16 protein-coding genes are annotated in these 17,159 nt (G+C 41.3%); 2 read left to right on the top strand and 14 right to left on the bottom strand.

Features of this window, described 5'->3' with window-relative positions; translation table 11 throughout:
- Positions 1-40 precede the first annotated feature (40 nt).
- Both AC4MBN_RS02695 and AC4MBN_RS02690 read right to left on the bottom strand, forming a co-directional pair.
- Positions 41-571, bottom strand: a complete 531-nt coding sequence (locus tag AC4MBN_RS02695) for a gamma carbonic anhydrase family protein (RefSeq protein ID WP_491880611.1) — start codon at positions 569-571, stop codon at positions 41-43.
- Positions 572-585: 14 nt separating this feature from the next.
- Positions 586-1,200, bottom strand: a complete 615-nt coding sequence (locus AC4MBN_RS02690) for a CoA pyrophosphatase (protein WP_034705731.1) — start codon at positions 1,198-1,200, stop codon at positions 586-588.
- Between the two features lie 123 nt (positions 1,201-1,323).
- Between AC4MBN_RS02690 and AC4MBN_RS02685 the strand changes: the two genes are divergently transcribed.
- Positions 1,324-1,872 (top strand): NUDIX hydrolase, encoded by a 549-nt coding sequence (locus tag AC4MBN_RS02685; protein WP_180105221.1) that lies wholly within the window; start codon positions 1,324-1,326, stop codon positions 1,870-1,872.
- A gap of 46 nt (positions 1,873-1,918) precedes the next feature.
- Here AC4MBN_RS02685 and filF read toward each other — a convergent pair whose 3' ends face one another.
- The 6 genes from filF to filA form a co-directional block, all read right to left on the bottom strand.
- A complete protein-coding gene (gene filF, locus AC4MBN_RS02680; RefSeq protein WP_491880610.1) occupies positions 1,919-3,844 on the bottom strand; it encodes a putative pilus system protein FilF in 1,926 nt (641 codons plus the stop codon).
- A 21-nt stretch (positions 3,845-3,865) separates the two neighbouring features.
- On the bottom strand, positions 3,866-4,987 hold the full coding sequence (filE, locus tag AC4MBN_RS02675; protein WP_491880609.1) for a putative pilus assembly protein FilE: 1,122 nt from the start codon (positions 4,985-4,987) through the stop codon (positions 3,866-3,868).
- A gap of 7 nt (positions 4,988-4,994) precedes the next feature.
- Complete coding sequence (filD, locus tag AC4MBN_RS02670) at positions 4,995-6,659, bottom strand: putative pilus system OmpP1/FadL family transporter FilD (protein ID WP_491880608.1); 1,665 nt, start codon at positions 6,657-6,659, stop codon at positions 4,995-4,997.
- Between the two features lie 12 nt (positions 6,660-6,671).
- The gene (filC, locus tag AC4MBN_RS02665) at positions 6,672-7,925 is read right to left on the bottom strand and encodes a putative pilus system protein FilC (RefSeq protein WP_432211135.1); all 1,254 of its coding nucleotides are present in this window, start codon (positions 7,923-7,925) and stop codon (positions 6,672-6,674) included.
- Positions 7,926-7,963: 38 nt separating this feature from the next.
- Positions 7,964-8,797, bottom strand: a complete 834-nt coding sequence (filB, locus tag AC4MBN_RS02660) for a putative pilus system C39 family peptidase FilB (RefSeq protein ID WP_180054084.1) — start codon at positions 8,795-8,797, stop codon at positions 7,964-7,966.
- A 190-nt stretch (positions 8,798-8,987) separates the two neighbouring features.
- On the bottom strand, positions 8,988-10,055 hold the full coding sequence (gene filA / locus AC4MBN_RS02655) for a putative pilus system protein FilA (protein WP_491880607.1): 1,068 nt from the start codon (positions 10,053-10,055) through the stop codon (positions 8,988-8,990).
- 261 nt (positions 10,056-10,316) lie between these two features.
- On the opposite strand from filA, the gene AC4MBN_RS02650 reads away from it, so the two are divergent.
- The gene (locus tag AC4MBN_RS02650) at positions 10,317-11,648 is read left to right on the top strand and encodes an anthranilate synthase component I family protein (protein WP_491880606.1); all 1,332 of its coding nucleotides are present in this window, start codon (positions 10,317-10,319) and stop codon (positions 11,646-11,648) included.
- A 125-nt stretch (positions 11,649-11,773) separates the two neighbouring features.
- On the opposite strand, the gene hisC is transcribed toward AC4MBN_RS02650, so the two are convergent.
- The 6 genes from hisC to hpf all read right to left on the bottom strand — a co-directional run bounded on the left by hisC (position 11,774) and on the right by hpf (position 17,156).
- Positions 11,774-12,865 carry a histidinol-phosphate transaminase gene (gene hisC, locus AC4MBN_RS02645; protein WP_419365674.1) on the bottom strand — a complete coding sequence of 364 codons (1,092 nt, stop codon included), beginning with the start codon at positions 12,863-12,865 and terminating at the stop codon, positions 11,774-11,776.
- Between the two features lie 118 nt (positions 12,866-12,983).
- Entirely contained in the window at positions 12,984-14,285 is a 1,302-nt protein-coding gene (gene hisD / locus AC4MBN_RS02640) for a histidinol dehydrogenase (protein WP_491880605.1), read from the bottom strand.
- Between the two features lie 186 nt (positions 14,286-14,471).
- Positions 14,472-15,173, bottom strand: coding sequence for an ATP phosphoribosyltransferase (gene hisG, locus AC4MBN_RS02635; protein WP_491880604.1), 702 nt, complete (start codon positions 15,171-15,173; stop codon positions 14,472-14,474).
- Positions 15,173-16,429, bottom strand: coding sequence for a UDP-N-acetylglucosamine 1-carboxyvinyltransferase (gene murA / locus AC4MBN_RS02630; protein ID WP_004783411.1), 1,257 nt, complete (start codon positions 16,427-16,429; stop codon positions 15,173-15,175). Before murA ends, hisG begins: the two co-directional genes overlap by 1 nt.
- A gap of 7 nt (positions 16,430-16,436) precedes the next feature.
- Positions 16,437-16,688: a BolA family iron metabolism protein IbaG gene (ibaG, locus tag AC4MBN_RS02625; RefSeq protein WP_004783413.1), complete on the bottom strand. Its 252-nt coding sequence runs from the start codon at positions 16,686-16,688 to the stop codon at positions 16,437-16,439.
- 135 nt (positions 16,689-16,823) lie between these two features.
- Positions 16,824-17,156, bottom strand: a complete 333-nt coding sequence (hpf, locus tag AC4MBN_RS02620) for a ribosome hibernation-promoting factor, HPF/YfiA family (RefSeq protein ID WP_004783414.1) — start codon at positions 17,154-17,156, stop codon at positions 16,824-16,826.
- Between the last annotated feature and the right edge of the window lie 3 nt (positions 17,157-17,159).

Below are 17,159 nucleotides of genomic sequence, written 5' to 3'. Positions count from 1 at the left end.
AAATTCTAGGCTTAACTGAGGACTTTATTCAGATAACAGCCTAAAGCTGTACTTCTTCCAGGTCCTGAAATTTCTGGAAATGTTCGGCATAGTGCATGGCACTCATTTTCAGTTTTTGAATACTGGCTTCATCTAAAGTTTTCACGACTTTGCCTGGTGAGCCCATCACCACCGAATTATCAGGAATCACCTTCCCTTCTGGAATCAGGGCATTGGCACCAATAATACAATTCTTACCAATCACGGCATGATTCAAAATCACCACTTGAATCCCAATCAGGCTATTATCGCCAATAGTACAGCCATGCAGCATGGCCTGATGGCCAATAGTCACATAATTCCCGATATTCATTTCAATCCCAGCATCGGTATGTAGCACGGAATTCTCCTGAACATTGGTGAAGTCACCTAAACGGATTTTGCTGTTATCTGCACGAACGACGGCGCCAAACCAGACACTCACCTGCTTGCCTAATTCAACCTGTCCAATGACCGTCGCTGTAGGTGCCACCCACCCATCCCATGGCTGATGCGTTGCTTTTGGTGTATGTCCCTGAAACTGATATAACATGGCTGAAATCCTGTTCAACGGTTAAAAAATTTTGAGCGTTTAAACGCAGGTGAATTAAGTAAAAATGGCCAGTCTTTTTTATAGTCAAGCCCGTACTGAAATAGTGAGATCAGCATACGTGCGGTCAGTCCCCAGACAATCTCATTTTCCACCCGCATACTTGGAAAATATAAAGACTGTTGGGCAAACCGTACTTCATAAGGCATCGGCTGGGCTTCCAACAAATGCTGTAAGGAAGCAAAGAAAATCCGGTCAATTTCCGTCGGCTGAGGAATGAGTTGAATGGTAGGCGGAATTATACCTACCACAGGTTTGACCAGCATTCCATTACGTGCCTTTTGCATCGGCAGATCCCCGATCAGATGCACATCAAATGGATTAAGCGCCGTTTCCTCATACGCCTCTCTCAAAGCCACTACAATATTACTGGTATCTTGCGGATCGCGTTTACCACCTGGAAAAGAGACTTCTCCTGCATGATTATTCATATAAGCTGAACGGCGTGTCAGCAAAACTTTGGGATCAGCTTCATCTGTGATCGCAATTAATACAGCAGCCTGTGCAGTTTGAATCCGTTTGGAAAATCGTAAATGTTTCTGCAAGCGTTGTATTAATCCCAGCTCATCCATTCATTCAGCTCCCTATGCGACTATAATTTCATCATAGCTGATTTTTGATTTGGCGGGATAGAAATGATGCCAAATTTTGATTTTTCAGTTATCCTGACCTTACTGTTATCATTGATGATGAATATGAACTTCTGTGTGAACTGTGGACATAAAACAACAGAGAAAATTCCTTTAGGCGATCAGAAGGTTCGCAAGGTTTGTACTACATGCGGATATATTCATTACATTAATCCAAAAGTGATTTGCGGTGCATTGGTGCTCTGGGAAGATAAAGTCCTGCTCTGCCGCCGTGCAATTGAACCACGTTATGGACTGTGGACTTTACCTGCCGGTTATATGGAACTGTTTGAAACCATGGAACAGGGCGCGGCACGTGAAACCCGTGAAGAAGCCGAAGCTGAAGTGGATATTGAACAGCTGTACTGCCTGTACAATATTCCGCGGATTGGCCAGATTTATGTCCTGTTCAAATCTCAACTGATTGATGGAAAATTTGGTGCAGGTGAAGAAACCATTGAAGCACGTTTATTTAACGAAGATGAAATTCCCTGGAGTGAACTGGCTTTCCCGAGTGTAGAGCATACGCTTCGTCATTATTTTGAAGACCGTAAAACCAATAACTTCCCGATGCACCTAGAGACCTTGGGAACCCGTTTGGATCACACAGGTTAAAATGTCTTTTTATAAAAAAGCCCATCATTTGATGGGCTTTTTTTTATTATTTGGTTTTGATGCTATAACAATCCGCTAATTTAAACGAAACACTTCCGCCACTTAGCTTGGCCAGATTGGTCTCCTCCGTCGTTTCATCAGTATTATTGTTGTTATAGATTTTCTGGAAGCTGGCATAAGTATTCGCCCAACCTACGCTTTCTCCAGCTGAGTTGGTAAAGCCCACACGACTGGTTCCATTCAGTACATTAGATAAATTGAGTAATGCTCCACCAATCACAATCTTATCATCTGTATTGGTTGAAGCCTGAATAGTGGAGTTCATACCTACCAAGGCACCATTTAATGAACCAAATACAGGATCAGCGAAGACCAGTCGCATAGATACTGTTTTTTCATCTATAAATGCACGGCCTAATGTACCCAGACGATATTGTTGAACGCCGTTATTGTCTTTAAGTCCAGCCGGTAAGATATCTCCCTGGCAACCATTAATACTATCAGTTGTAAGATTGCTCGCGGACTGCATATTGGTACGCACATCACCATTACTATCAATCACAACACCCACTGTAACAGGGCTAATTGAGTTTTCGCTAAATTTAAACTCCATGTTGCCATACATTGGGAAAATATATTCTTCACCTGGCTCTACATTTTCAGCTGTTCTAAAGACTTGACGATCCAGATAGCTAATCGGGAAAATTTTATAAAGATCAATTGAGCCACTATAGTTGTCATCATCGGCATTAAAACGCCATAAGCCAAGACTGGCACGATCAGCATCGCTGAGTTCAGTTTTACCTGTGGCCATCTTATAAAATGCTTCTTTACCAGCAATCACATAATCGCTCAGCAAACGGCCTTGGTAAATTTCTAATGGATTGCTGTTGTTAGCCACATTCATTTTATATGGTGCATTTGATGAAAGCATTCTCGTGGCAGGGCTAATCCAGCTGGTTTGCGGTACTGCAGTAATTTGCTGTGGTTTGACCTTACGGATCAATTCCGCATTAATGCCACCCAAAGATCCCAGATTATTGAAGCCCAGTTTTAGCTGAGTATCACGCCACTGTAGTCCACTACCGAAGGTATAACCTTGGCGGTCTGTAATCAGGATAAAATGTCCAAATAAATATTTAGTCGTTTTATCTTTAATGTCACATACAGATTTATTACAACCCGCCAGACCATCGGAACCAGTCAAGTTACTGCTAATAATGCCTGAGGTTGAGAACAGAGAAAATTCTGGTTGATATACTGCTGCACTGGCAATATTGGCCAGTTTTTTTACGACTTCAAAGGCCTGATCATCACTAATCTGGCTAATATCAATAAAAGGTTTAAGGGTTTCTGCTAAATTTGCATCTGTCAGGCTGATATCTTTATTAATTTTGCCCAGATTCTTTCGCATATCCTCTGTGATATACAAGGGCTGTACATCTGTCGGATTATAGATACGACCTTTTTCCAGTGCCAAGGTCTGCCAGATTTTGACCAGTTTCATCGCCACCTGTACGGTTGGATCTGTCTGTTCGATTCTGGCAATGTTACGACCAGTAATCCCCTTGGCAATATCAAGTACACTGAGTCGGGGTAATTGGCTCGATGTACTGAGGTTCATATATTCTGAAAGCTTTACAGTACCCAATTTGATTTTGGTATCACTAAAACTTTTTAGATAAAATTCAATACTATCTGCTTTTTGACAAGTACCTGACGCCACCCCATCATTTTGGTCAAATAAAGTAATAAAGGTATTTTCTTTATCACCACTACAATTAAAGTTAAGACCATCAATTGGATATTCAAGTCCCCATTCCAGACAATTCGTTGCAGTAGCAGAGCAGGAACCATTCGTGGTGGCTTCATCATTTTGTTCTGGTATGACATTCGCACTTTCACCTCCGCATCCACTGAGGGCAGCAAATAAAGCAGTGAAAGCAAATGGATATAATATTTTATTTTTCATCTTATTCTACTCAAATCGTCCTTATCGAATGGCGACTAGTTTTAGTTGTCCATAATTTGTCAGCATCTTGTCTTCAACATCTATGGCTGAAGCGAGTGGGGTCATTAATACATATTGGCTTTGCGCAGGAATCTGAATAATTCCCTGTATCTTCTCATGTTGAATAATATTGGCTTGTTCTTCCTGATTTTTGAAACCGCCTGCCCCTTCTAAAACACAGCCTCGTTCATCCAGAAATACAACAAATGGCCAGTAATAGGCAGGATTGTTCTGACGCGAAGCATAAGATTGAATCTGAATATTTTTAATTTCAGATTTTAGCTTCACAATTTCATAATCAAACTCATCTGATTTCAGCGGTGCCCGAGGCCACAGATTAATGGATTTACCTGCACTAATCTCTTTTGCATTCTTAACTTTTTTATCTTTGAAACACTGCTTACCTAAGCTTTCTACAGATTCAGGCTGAGAAATACGGTAGTAGGTTTGGGCCAGTACGACTGGACCAGAATCCACGACAGGTTGTTGAAACAAGGACTTTATAATCGACTGCCCTACTCCTTTTTCACGCTCAATTGTCTGTACACGTGTTGATCCAATATTTTTATCAACTATCCCTTCAGGCATGCTATAGAAACGTTTTTTACCTTCCAGATTAAATTCTTTATTTTCCAGATATTCACTATCCACATATTCCACCCCTTCAATCTGGCTAAAACCCTGCTTTGGAACAGTTTTAGGTACTACCTGAATTTCAGGTTCAGAGGTTTGAAGCTGTGTCACTGATGGTAATTGTTGCTGTAATCTAGACTCAATGTGCCTAGCTGGTTGTACTGGTTGTACTGGTTGTACAACCATATTATTTTTTTGCTGAACTGTTTTCACACTTTTTTCTACCACCTTTGGCTCGGATTTTTTCAGATCCTGTGCAGTAGATGTAACGGGTGTAGCTAATTTTTTCGGAGTAGGGGTCGCTTGGTTTTTTGTTGTATCTTTCTGCTCATTATTTTGACGTGGTACGACTAATGGTCGCCCATCTGGTCCAATGATCGTAATAAACTCTCTGGCATCTGTATAAAAAGACCATGGTACCAGACTTAATGCCAGTACCATTTTTATCCCTAGGTTCCCTGTTCTGATCATTTCTTCCTTACCAACGCGTGCGATAGTTCAAGCCTAAAATTGTGATCTTGGTATCTGTTTTGACATTCAAGCCTGCATATGGATTCAGTAAAAGGTTATTCACCCCGGTCTGGTTCGCCAAACTACTGGTATTTGCTGGAATATTATCTTTACTACGTAAAAAACCAATAGATAGATCCAGATCCGTATCTGCGTCAAAACGGTAGCCCACTCCTAAACCAAATAGCTGTGCACCATTAATCGGTACCATAGTATTGCGTTTATCTTTTGGAATGGCACTGGTACGTGGTTCATAGCCAGCACGAAGTTTCAGTCGGTCAGTTGCTGAATACTCTACTCCGATCCCAAAGTTCCATGGCGACTCAAACCCAAGTGGTAATGCAAGTGAAGAATCCGTTACATTAGCAGATAATAGTTTGGCAATCTTCAAGGCAGAAAGGGTGCGGTCGAACTCAAACTTGAATTGGTCCCAAGCAGCATAATCTGTCCAGCCAATATCAAAATTGACCTGTAAATCTGGCATCACCTTATATTTGATCCCCGCCTGAAAGTGAGCCGGGTATTCGAAATCCATAGAGATCAGACCCGATTCACTTGAAGGGATATAATTTGGAAAACCAAGAATTGCAGCTAAAATCTGGCCAGTTGGAGAGGTCATCAGACCTTTAATCATTTCCTGTGGTGCTTTGGCATTATCGATATGATATTTACCTTTTAAGCGCATTTTGGCCGCACTCTGGTAAACCATACCAAAACTGAAATCTTCAGTAGGCTCCCATAGAACACCCAGGTTATAGCTTGGACTTAAATTTTGTTCTAATGAAAGTTGCATTTGGCCAAATTTGCCAAATGGGTTCATTCCTTCATCAGCATTACAGATCCCGAGCAACAAAATATCAGTAATGATGTCAGAATTTTCTTTAAATGGTGTACATACGACTTCATCAATCATACGCAACATGCCAATCAGCTCATTGGGAAAACGTAAATCTGTTTTCATAGCAATGGCTTGATAAGACATCCCGATTGAAGCACCAATCGAAAGCTGGTCGTTGACTTCATAACCAATTGATGGAGATAAATATGTAATCCGCTCTAAAGCAACCTGTTGTCCCATAAAATTGGCAGGATTACCATCCTCATGACCAAAACCTGCCACTAGTGGTGCATAGACTGCAGTTGCATAAGTTGCTTTAGAGCCTGGTGGTTTATAAGAGACCCCCATAGTAGGTGCTGCCATCGGAAGGCCTTCACCCAAATCCACCATTTTTTTCAGAATAGGTACGTAGAGGCTGACATACTCTACATCACCCTTCACTGGACCTTTAAAATCTGTACATAAATCAGAAGATACTTCAGGCCCATCATTACAGACCATTGGATCATCTGAATAACCAAAAACGTTATATCCAGCAGGAACAGTAAATTCACGCTGAATATCAAAGTTCGCAACAATAATTTGCTGTTCGGTTTGTAAGCCTTCAATTTTAGCCAATGCAGCCGGGTTAAAGTGAATTGCATTCACTCCTGGCGGATCTGCAGTAACTGCGTTCCCCATAGACAATGCACGCAGGTCAACAGAAAGGTTGGTCCCTAATTGTGCAAAGGTATAACTTGAACAGCCCGCAAGAATAATTCCTGTTAATAACGGGCTAAGTCGAATGTTTTTCATACGACACCCCTATTAACTGAATTTCTTACCGAAACCTAAAATATCAAGTGGGAATGAAAGTCCCAGTGAAACATCTGGTGCATCTTCGGTCAGCCCCAATCCGACCGTACCATTTACAATGGTTTCTGGGGATACACGCACCCCTAAAGAAATCGCAAAAGTAGAACTAGTCTGATCAGCGGCTGAATAGCTTTCACCCGTGTGATACTTAAATTCTGCACCAGTGTTAAAGCTTTGCTGATAAGACATGGTCATGGAAACATCATAGTTAAATGAATAAGCGAAACCGAAAGCAAAACCACCACTAATCCCTGGTTCAAACTCTTCAATAATTCGTGTACCGCGACGCTGATCTAAGCCAGATTCCTTAAACCCATAATTTGCAGAAACAGAGGCAAATAGTACCACTGGATCAATATATTTACGTGTACTCGCCCCTACACCCGCTGAGTAATACCCCTTACCTGCAGCCAGATCTTTTGCTGCATTAATTTCATATGGGCTATCACCTGTTTTAGTCGACAAATTGGCAAATAAAATAAGTGGTAAACGACCTGCTTTTAAAGGGAATGGCTCCCAACGTGCACCTAGACTAATATCCCCTAATCCTGCTGTAGAGGTATCTTTTAATAAATCTGTTTTAGCCACCAAAGGTAAGGAAGCTGTTAAGGTCAGGTTATCTTTCACCCCGTACTGAAAAGTGAAAGTATTGGTCAGGCTATGTGTTGCATTTTCCTGAACACGGAGCTGATACAACTGGCCCTGTGCCATTTCCATATCGAGTTGTGTATCTCGATAATAGGTATAATCAATATCATAATAGGATGAAATTTCGCCTTGTTTAATAAGTGAGTATTGACGCTCATTTGAAGTAAATACTTCTTCTAGACTTGCTTCCTGAGTAGCATCTCCTTCTTTTTTCTGTAAGGCTTGAGATGCATCTACTGCTTGAGTGGCTGGAGCTTCAGCAGGTGCAGCTGTTTCAACAACAGCTTCTTCCTGAACAGTTTCATATCCTCCCAGTTCAGGCTCTGCTACAGCTTCCTCCTGAACTGTTTCATACCCCCCAAGTTCAGGTTCTTCTACAGCTTGAGTTGCTGCTGGTTCAGGCTGAATATCAACGGATGCAGCAGTCTCGACTACTTCTTCCTCAACCGTTTCATACTCACCCAGTTCAGGCTCATCCGCAGCCCATGCCACTCCCATGACCATCTGAATGCTGAGCGCCAAGAATGTCTTGTTCATCCATTTACTGTTCATATCCATTTCACCATTTTTAATTTTTCTATAGCCATCTTTTCGTTTTATTTATTCTTGTAATAAAGTCTGAGAAAATTATATTGATATTCCCCAAATTTTTCTGAATCTACATTACGGTTACGATCCATGCGGATGGTCGATGCTTTATCGGCAATTTTATCCATATAGAACTGTGGATACTGCATATCAACTAAAGCATAACGGTTAATGGTTGCATCTTCGACATGACGCATATCCGAATCTTTTAATGCCAAAAAGTTTTTTCGATATTGTTCAGGGACATTAATTAAATATAAAGTATTGTTTTCCCAAATTTCCTTAAATCGCTGTTCATCAAAACTGATATTACCTAGTGCTGGATCGGCAACATACACCCGCCCATTTTTATAAGCTTTGTACACGACAAAATGTTTAAATCCTGCATAGGAAATAGGAACAATGGCGGGTTGTCCCTGTTTAACCAGATCTTCAAATTCCCCGCGATAGCCACCACTTTCCAGGCCTAAGGCAGCAACAAAACGCTTCATATCAAGAAGGGAAAAGCTACGACGTTCGATGATTTTATCCGTTTCACCAAATTTCATTAGGCCATTCATGACTTGCTGTTCACCCAGTTGGGTCCCCACATAGCCATTTAATAACGTCGTAAGTGCAGCTGAACCACAACTATAATCATAAGCCTGACGCACAATTCCCTGAAACTGGTCTAACAGTGCAGGTTTGACTTCCACATGTTCGCGGTGCATACGTACGAAAGAATCATTTCTTGAATCAAGAACTTCAGTATAGTGAACAGCGCCTGGAGGCTGTTTTTTAATATCCAGAGCTTCTTTGGCAGCGTAATACATCAATGCCGAGCCCAATGCAATCTCTAACATATTCTTTTACTTTTCTTATCATTGGCATGATGTGCCTAATTTTTCTTTTTATAGAGTTTTCACTCTACTTCCCTGTAACTAGAAAGATACCTTCTTTTTCAAAAAAATACAGTCTTTTTTTATTTTTTTAGATAGATGTTGTAGTCATAAAAAAAAGCGCGTGTAAACACGCGCTTTTTTAAGGTAAAAATTAGTGACCAGAAATGGTAATAATTGCACCTTTTGCATATTGGCCAGTTGCCGGGCTAAAGTAAGTTTGCAGACCTTGAATTTCCATATCACCAATTGATGCTGCATTTTGGCTACCTAGGTGAATACCTTTCACATAGTTATCATGTGCACCACTTGAGCTCACAATACGAATGAAACCATCGTTTGCAGTTGATTCGCCAAATACACTGATGCTTTGGTTCAATGTCAAATCTTTAGTACCAGCATCGGTTAACTTGATGCTTTCAATGAAGATTTCACCTGGGCCAGAAGTAGTTACACCGTCAGCAACTTGTTGACCAGCTGTTGAGTTATCGAGAATACCCAAATCTGTAATTGTTAAGCCGCCAATCATTGTTGCATTCAGTTTAATCATTGCGCCCTGTGGAGCAGCACCCAATTGAATATTGGCAGACATTGGACCTGTTTTAAGTGATAGGCCAGATAAAATCGCATTTTCCTTACCAGCACCACCACGGCGAATACTAGTAGCTGAAGCTAAACCATTTTCATAATCCGTAAGAGATGAAGCTGATCCCACAACCCCAATTTCACCGATGTTAATATCTAAGCCAGATACTTCTGCTGCAATGTTGATGAATGGATTACCAGCACCAGCATCTGAGTCAATGGTTAAATCTGCAAGGTTACGTGAAGCTAGTAAATAATCACCATTGTCATCGTAGTTTGCACCAATCACGATACCATTAGCTGTTGTTCTTCCTTTACCATTTGCTTTAATATAGATTGCACCTGCTTCACCAGTACCACCCACAATACCATTAGCAGCCTCTCCAGGGCGAAGAACAACTCCATCATTATTATAAATTTCAATAACACCCGCTGTTGCAGTAGAATCTTCAGCTAAACCATCATTATCATGGATAAATAGTTTTTCAATTTCAATTTTTGAAATACCGATACCGATTTTCAAACCGTCCTGACCTGTAGTCGCGCTTAGAGATGCATCGTCCAGTGATTGCATCGCCATTGCGTTTGCACTAAAAGCAACTGAAGCAGCTAAAGCCAATTTTGTGAATTTTTTCATTGTTTACTCTCCCAAGAGTACTATTTTTTTTGGTTGTGAATCACTCAGTGCTGACGTTGTGTTTTTTATTTTCTGACAACGCAAAGCATCTTTCCTTGAGTAATTTTGCTCGCCCACTTAACTTAACGTCGAGTCATATTTTGATCAACTGTTGTTGGTCGCAATATTGAGCTTACCGACAAACGGTATTTGATGATTTAGAAATATTTTTTCCTATTCTTGATATAAAATACCGGGTCATATCGGAATATGCGCTACTGAATGAACGAAGCTCCTTACCATTGTCCTTTAAGTTTTGCATCTCTTCAGCTTAAAGATCTATTGCATGCATTAAGCCCCTTAGATCACCTGATATATTTAAATAACAATGGGCAGCCTTTTATTGCCTGCTGTGCACAGAAATATTTTATGGTGCAGGATGGACAAATTCAGTCATTTAAGAGAGTGGATATCGAGCAATATCAGGCTGATATAGCTGAACTCAGCTTAGAGCTTGAGCAAACTCCAGATATTAAAGCAAATGAATTTTCTGGAGGTTATGTTGGGTTTATTGGCTATGATTACGCTGCTCAACAGCACACCCAATACCCGGTGCGAGCTCAACCTAGCCTATTTATTGGTCAGTTTGATTCTTATATTAAGTTTGAAGCTGGTCAATGGGTATTCTATAGTCATGATCCGCAAGCAGAAGATATTTTCAATCATCTTCAAAATCTATTAAATCAAGCCTCTATACCATCACAATTTCAATTAAAAACCCTTTGCAGCCCACGTTGGGACAAATCTCGCTATGCACAGGCATTTCAGGATATTCAGGATTATATTCTAGCCGGTGATTGTTACCAGATTAACTTGACCCAGGAATTTACAGCACTGGCTGAAGGTTCATTATTAGAAACTGCACATGCTTTCTGGACATTAACCAATGCACCATATGCGGGCTATCTTCGTATTGGTAATTTTGAATTATTGAGCTGTTCACCTGAACTGTTTATTGATTTTGAAGCACATCAAAAAATTGTCACCAAACCGATTAAAGGTACCATGCCACGTTTTGCCGATCCGGTGCTTGATGAACAATCAAAACAACGATTAAAAGACTCAAGGAAGGATCAGGCTGAAAATGTCATGATTGTAGATTTGTTACGCAATGACCTCAGTGTTTATGCAGAAACAGGTTCAGTCAAGACACCTAAGTTATTCAATATCGAGTCATTTAACCAAGTACATCATATGGTCAGCGAAGTCGAAGCAACTTTAAAAGAAGATGTGAATCCTTTTGATGTATTACTGTCTGCGCTTCCCGGTGGATCAATTACCGGTGCACCAAAGATTCGCGCCATGCAAATTATTGAAGAGTTAGAAGATGCTCCACGTGGAGCATATTGTGGTTCATTAGGTTATTTTAATTTTGATGGAACAGGAAGCTGGAATATTCTGATTCGCTCCATTCAGAAATATCAGGATGAGGTTTCACTTTGGGCGGGTGGCGGAATTACGATTTCGTCTGACTGTGATGCGGAATATCAGGAATGTTTTGATAAGGTTGAAGCAATGCTGGATTTAATCAACACCTGGTATAAACCCGAATAAATAAAAAAGCGGCTCCATAGAGTCTTGAATCTCCCCTAACCCCTCTTTAACAAAGAGGGGGATTCTCTCTCTTTAAAAAGAAAAAGGTTCCCTCCTTTATCAAAGGAGGGTTAGGGTGGATTTAACTAAGCTAAAATATCATTTTTCAATGTGTCTACCAAACGCTGATTTTGCTCATCTGTACCAATGGTAATACGTAAAAATTGATTGATACGAGGTTTATTAAAGTAACGTACGATAATGCCACGTTCCCGTAATTCAGCCGCTAACTCACCTGCATCTTTTGATGGTAGTGAAGCAAAAATAAAGTTCGCACTTGATGGCAAGACTTTGAAACCGAGCTCATTCAACTGATTAACCAGTTTTTCACGACTGGCAATGACTTTGGCATTTTGTGCTTCAAAGTATTCCTGATCTTCGAATGAAGCGACCGCAGCCGCAATCGCAAAACGATCCATTGGATAAGAGTTAAAGCTGTTTTTTACCGCTTCAAGTGCTGCAATTAAATGCGATTGGGCAATCGCAAAACCGACACGTAAGCCTGCTAAAGAGCGGGATTTTGAAGTCGTCTGACAGACTACTAGATTCTCGTATTTATCAATCAAACTCACTGCTGATTCAGCACCAAAATCTACATAGGCTTCATCAATGACGACTACTGAATCTGGATTCGCTTGCAGGATTTCTTCAATGCCAGACAAACCAAGTGCAATACTGGTTGGCGCATTTGGATTAGTGATGATAATACCGCCATTTGGCTGTTTATAATCATCTACTACAATTTCAAAATTTTCATTGAGTGGCAAGATTTTGGTTTTGACACCAAAGAACTGACTATAAACCGGATAGAAGCTATAGGTAATATCTGGATAAAGCAGTGGCTGTTCCTGAATAAAGAAGGCTTTAAAAATATGTGCCAAGACTTCATCAGAACCATTTCCTACAAAGACATTTTCAACAGTAACATTTTGCTGTCTAGCTATGGCATGTTTCAATTCAGATGCATCTGGATCTGGATAAAGACGTAAAACATCTGCGCCATTGGCTAAAACTTTTTGCACCGCTTCCACGACTTTCGGTGATGGTGGATACGGATTTTCATTGGTATTTAATTTTAAAAGGTTTTGAATTTTGGGCTGTTCGCCTGGAACGTAAGGCTCTAGCTCACGGACTTCAGGGCTCCAAAAACGCATTTGCTCTATGGTGATATTCGACATTTTCTATTCTCAAATTCCCTCTCCTTTTAGGAGAGGGTTAGGGAGAGGTCAAATAATTCCCCTTACCTAACCTCTCCCGAAGGGAAAGAAATATCTTTTATTCAATATAAGTATTTAATTACTGATAACGGTAGCGTGCTGAACGGGCATGCGCATCCAGATTTTCCTGCTGTGCCAGAACATCTGCAGTTTTCGCAAGGGTTTTCACACCATCTTCAGAACACATAATCAGGCTTGAACGTTTCTGGAAATCATACACACCCAGTGGTGATGAGAAACGTGCTGTACCCGATGTCGGTAATACATGGTTTGGACCTGCACAATAGTCACCAATCGCTTCAGGGGTGTAACGACCCATGAAAATCGCGCCTGCATGGCGAATATCTTCTGCCATCTCTTGTGCTTCATCTAAACATAGCATGAGATGTTCTGGCGCCACTTGGTTAATCAGCTCAGCACCTTCAGCACGGTCTTTTACCAATACCAAAGCACCGCGGTTCTCAATTGAAGTACGTGCAATATCTGCTTTCGGTAATGCTTCTAAGTGTTTTTCAATCCACTTTTCAACAGCATCTAAAAGTGCTTCATCAGGTGTAATGAAAACGGCTTGTGCCACAGTGTCATGTTCAGCCTGTGACAATAAGTCCATCGCCAACCATTCAGCGTTATTCTCGCCTTCGGCATAGACCAGAATCTCAGAAGGGCCTGCAATCATATCGATACCGACCTGACCAAACACCGCACGTTTTGCTGCAGCCACAAACCGGTTACCTGGACCAGTAATTTTATCGACAGGTGGTACGGTTTCTGTACCATATGCGAGTGCTGCAACGGCTTGTGCACCACCAATCGTAAAGACACGTGTTACGCCAGCCAAATATGCAGCAGCCAATACCAATGGATTGAGTTCACCATTCGGGGCAGGCACCACCATAATAATTTCAGGGACACCCGCCACATGTGCAGGCACTGCATTCATCAGTACTGAGGATGGATAAGATGCCAGACCACCCGGCACATAAATCCCGACACGATCCAGTGGAGTCACTTTCTGACCCAAGGTATTACCTAGAGCATCGACATACGTCCAACCATCCTGTTTTTGTGCCTGATGGAATTCGCGAATACGGTTTGCAGCCAATTCTAAAGCTTCACGCACTTCAGTCGTTAAGCCTTCGAAAGCTGCTTTAAGTTGCTCTTGAGTCAGTTCTAAATCTGAAAATTGATGCGCCGGATGTCGATCGAACTGTTGAGTGAGTTTAAGAACATGTGCATCACCATGCTGACGAACATCAGCAATAATTTGATCTACAGTTTTTAAAAGTTCAGGATCATTCACAGTCTCAAAAGCCAACAAGTCAGCAAATGCTTGCTTGAAGTTTTGATCTTGGGTCGATAAACGTCGCATCAATTTACCCATCAGGTTTGAATTCGAAGGCTTTAGTTTACCTGTTTTCTAGGCTTTTGTCGGCAGACATAGTGCTCTAGCTCTATGAGTTTTATTGAAAATAGCTTTGGGTAAAATTGATGAAAGGATTTAAATAGAATCTGATATATAGAGAAATAAGAAACCGCCCGGATTGGGCGGTTTCTTAAGCAATCAATTTTAAGCCTGTTTTGCCTTTTCGCGTTCTTCGACTGCTTTTTCAAGCTGAGCCAGAATCGGATTTAACAAGGCTTGCTTACGTTTGAAGCTGGCTTTATTGACGATTAAACGTGAAGAGACTTTACAGATTTCTTCAAGTGGCTCTAAACCATTGGCACGTAAGGTATTACCAGTATCGACCACATCGACAATGTAATCGCCCAGACCGACCAATGGTGCAAGTTCCATCGAACCGTAGAGCTTGATCACATCAACCTGCTCACCGAGGCTCGCGTAGTATTGACGGGTCAGATTCACGTATTTAGTCGCAATTTTTAAACGGCCTTTCGGACGCTCCATGCCGACTTTACCTGCTGTCATCAATTTGCAGTTGGCAATTTTAAGATCTAATGGTTCATAGACATTTTGCGCGCCATGTTCCATCAACACATCTTTACCTGCAACACCGATATCTGCCGCGCCATTTTCAACATAAGTCGGCACATCAGAAGCACGTAAAATCAGGATACGCACCTGTTTATGCGTGGTTGGAAAAATCAGCTTACGTGATTTATCCGGATCTTCCAGCAGGTTAATCCCTGCTGTTTCAAGCAGAGGTAAAGTTTCTTTTAAGATACGGCCCTTGCTTAATGCTAACGTTAAACCATGATCAAAATTGCCCATTACGTCAAAGTTTGGATCATCGTTTCTCATATCACTCATTAACTTACTCGCTTAATTTGGGCACCTAAACCTTGTAACTTTGCTTCGACATCTTCATAACCGCGGTCAATATGATAAATACGGTCAATCAATGTTTCTCCTTCGGCTGCAAGTGCTGCAAGAACTAAAGAGAATGAAGCACGTAAATCTGTTGCCATCACAGGTGCTGCAGAAAGTTTTTCTACACCCGTTACGACAGCATCATTACCTTCGACCTGAATATTGGCTCCCATACGGGCCAATTCAGGAACATGCATAAAACGGTTTTCAAAAATCGTTTCAGAAATTGTGGCAAATCCACGACCAATAGCATTGACTGCCATCAATTGGGCTTGCATATCTGTTGGGAAATCTGGATGTGGCAAGGTACGGAAGCTCACCGCTTTCGGACGTTTGCCCATCATATCCAGTTCAATCCAGTCATCACCACGAGTGACTTCTGCACCCATTTCTTCAAACTTATCCAGTACAGCTTCCATTAAAGCTGGATCTGTATGTGTGGTTTTAACACGACCACCTGTAATAGCTGCAGCAGCCAGATAAGAACCAGTTTCAATACGGTCGGCCACTACTGCATATTCACAGCCATGCAGGCTTTCTACACCGGTAACCACTAGGGTATCGGTATCTAGACCTTCAATTTTCGCACCCATCTTAATCAGCATTTGAGCAAGATCAGTAATTTCAGGTTCGCGCGCCGCATTACGAATCGTGGTCACACCATCCGCCAATACTGCAGCCATCAGAATATTTTCAGTACCACCCACAGTCACCATATCAAAGACAACTTCACCGCCTTTCAGACGACCATCGACTTTAGCATGGACATAGCCGGCCTCAACCTCAATCTCGGCACCTAAAGCTTCTAGTGCTTTCAAATGCTGATCGACTGGACGAGAACCAATCGCACATCCACCTGGTAAAGATACTTTTGCACTACCGTAGCGCGCCAAGAGAGGGCCAAGCACCAAAATAGAAGCACGCATGGTTTTTACGAGTTCATAAGGTGCAAACTGGTTATCCAAGGTAGAGGTATCTGCAATAACTGTATCGCCTTCATAGCTAATTGTGATCCCAAGACCTGCGATCAGCTTCACCAAGGTATTTACATCTTTTAGATTTGGAACATTTCTAAGTGTGATTGGCGTATCAGCAAGAATCATTGCTGCTAATAATGGAAGCGCTGCATTTTTTGCACCAGAAATACGCACTTCACCGTCGAGCTTAATACCGCCCTGAATTAAGAATTTATCCATTAATTGATTAAGCTCCAAATAAGCTTGCTTTACGCCATTCTTCTTTGGTCAATGCACGAATGGTCACAGCATGCACTGCACCACTGGCAATATGGGAATTGAGAGGAGCATAAACAGCTTGTTGACGTGCAACCGGACGTTTACCTTCAAACTGATCATCCACAATACGGAGATCGAATTTTCCGCCCTGACCACTCACAGCAACATCCGCCTCAGGAAAAGCGGCTTTTAAAATTTCAGCGAGCTGTTCATTATTCATCACAAGACCTCTTATAGGACTAAGGGTGTAAAACGAGTCATTTTACTATAAATGTAAAAAATAATTCATTAGTCACATACATTATATATATAAAAAAAGAGGCTTTTAAAAACCTCTTTTTCCCCATTTGGTCGCTTAAATGGCTAAACTCTGATGATTCAGCTGCATTTCGCGATATCGGTCAATCTGTTTTTTTAATTTTTCCGTCAAAATTTTAATTGAGGTATACATGTCATCAGCATTGGCATGAGCAAAAAACTCAATACCCGGTAAACGGACAATCGCTTCTGCGATATGGTTACTACTGCCTCTTTTTGAGCGCTTATCAATCTGATGATCTTTGGAAAGCTTAACCTGCATGCTGTTCACCTGATCCAGATGTTTGGTCATCTGTGAAAATTTCGTTTTTATAGTTTCTTCAATCGCTGGCGTAATTGATAAATGATGTCCACGAATTGTTATTTGCATAGT

The organism is Acinetobacter sp. CAU_H_60 (assembly GCF_058599385.1).
This window is presented reverse-complemented; position numbering and strand designations above follow the sequence as displayed.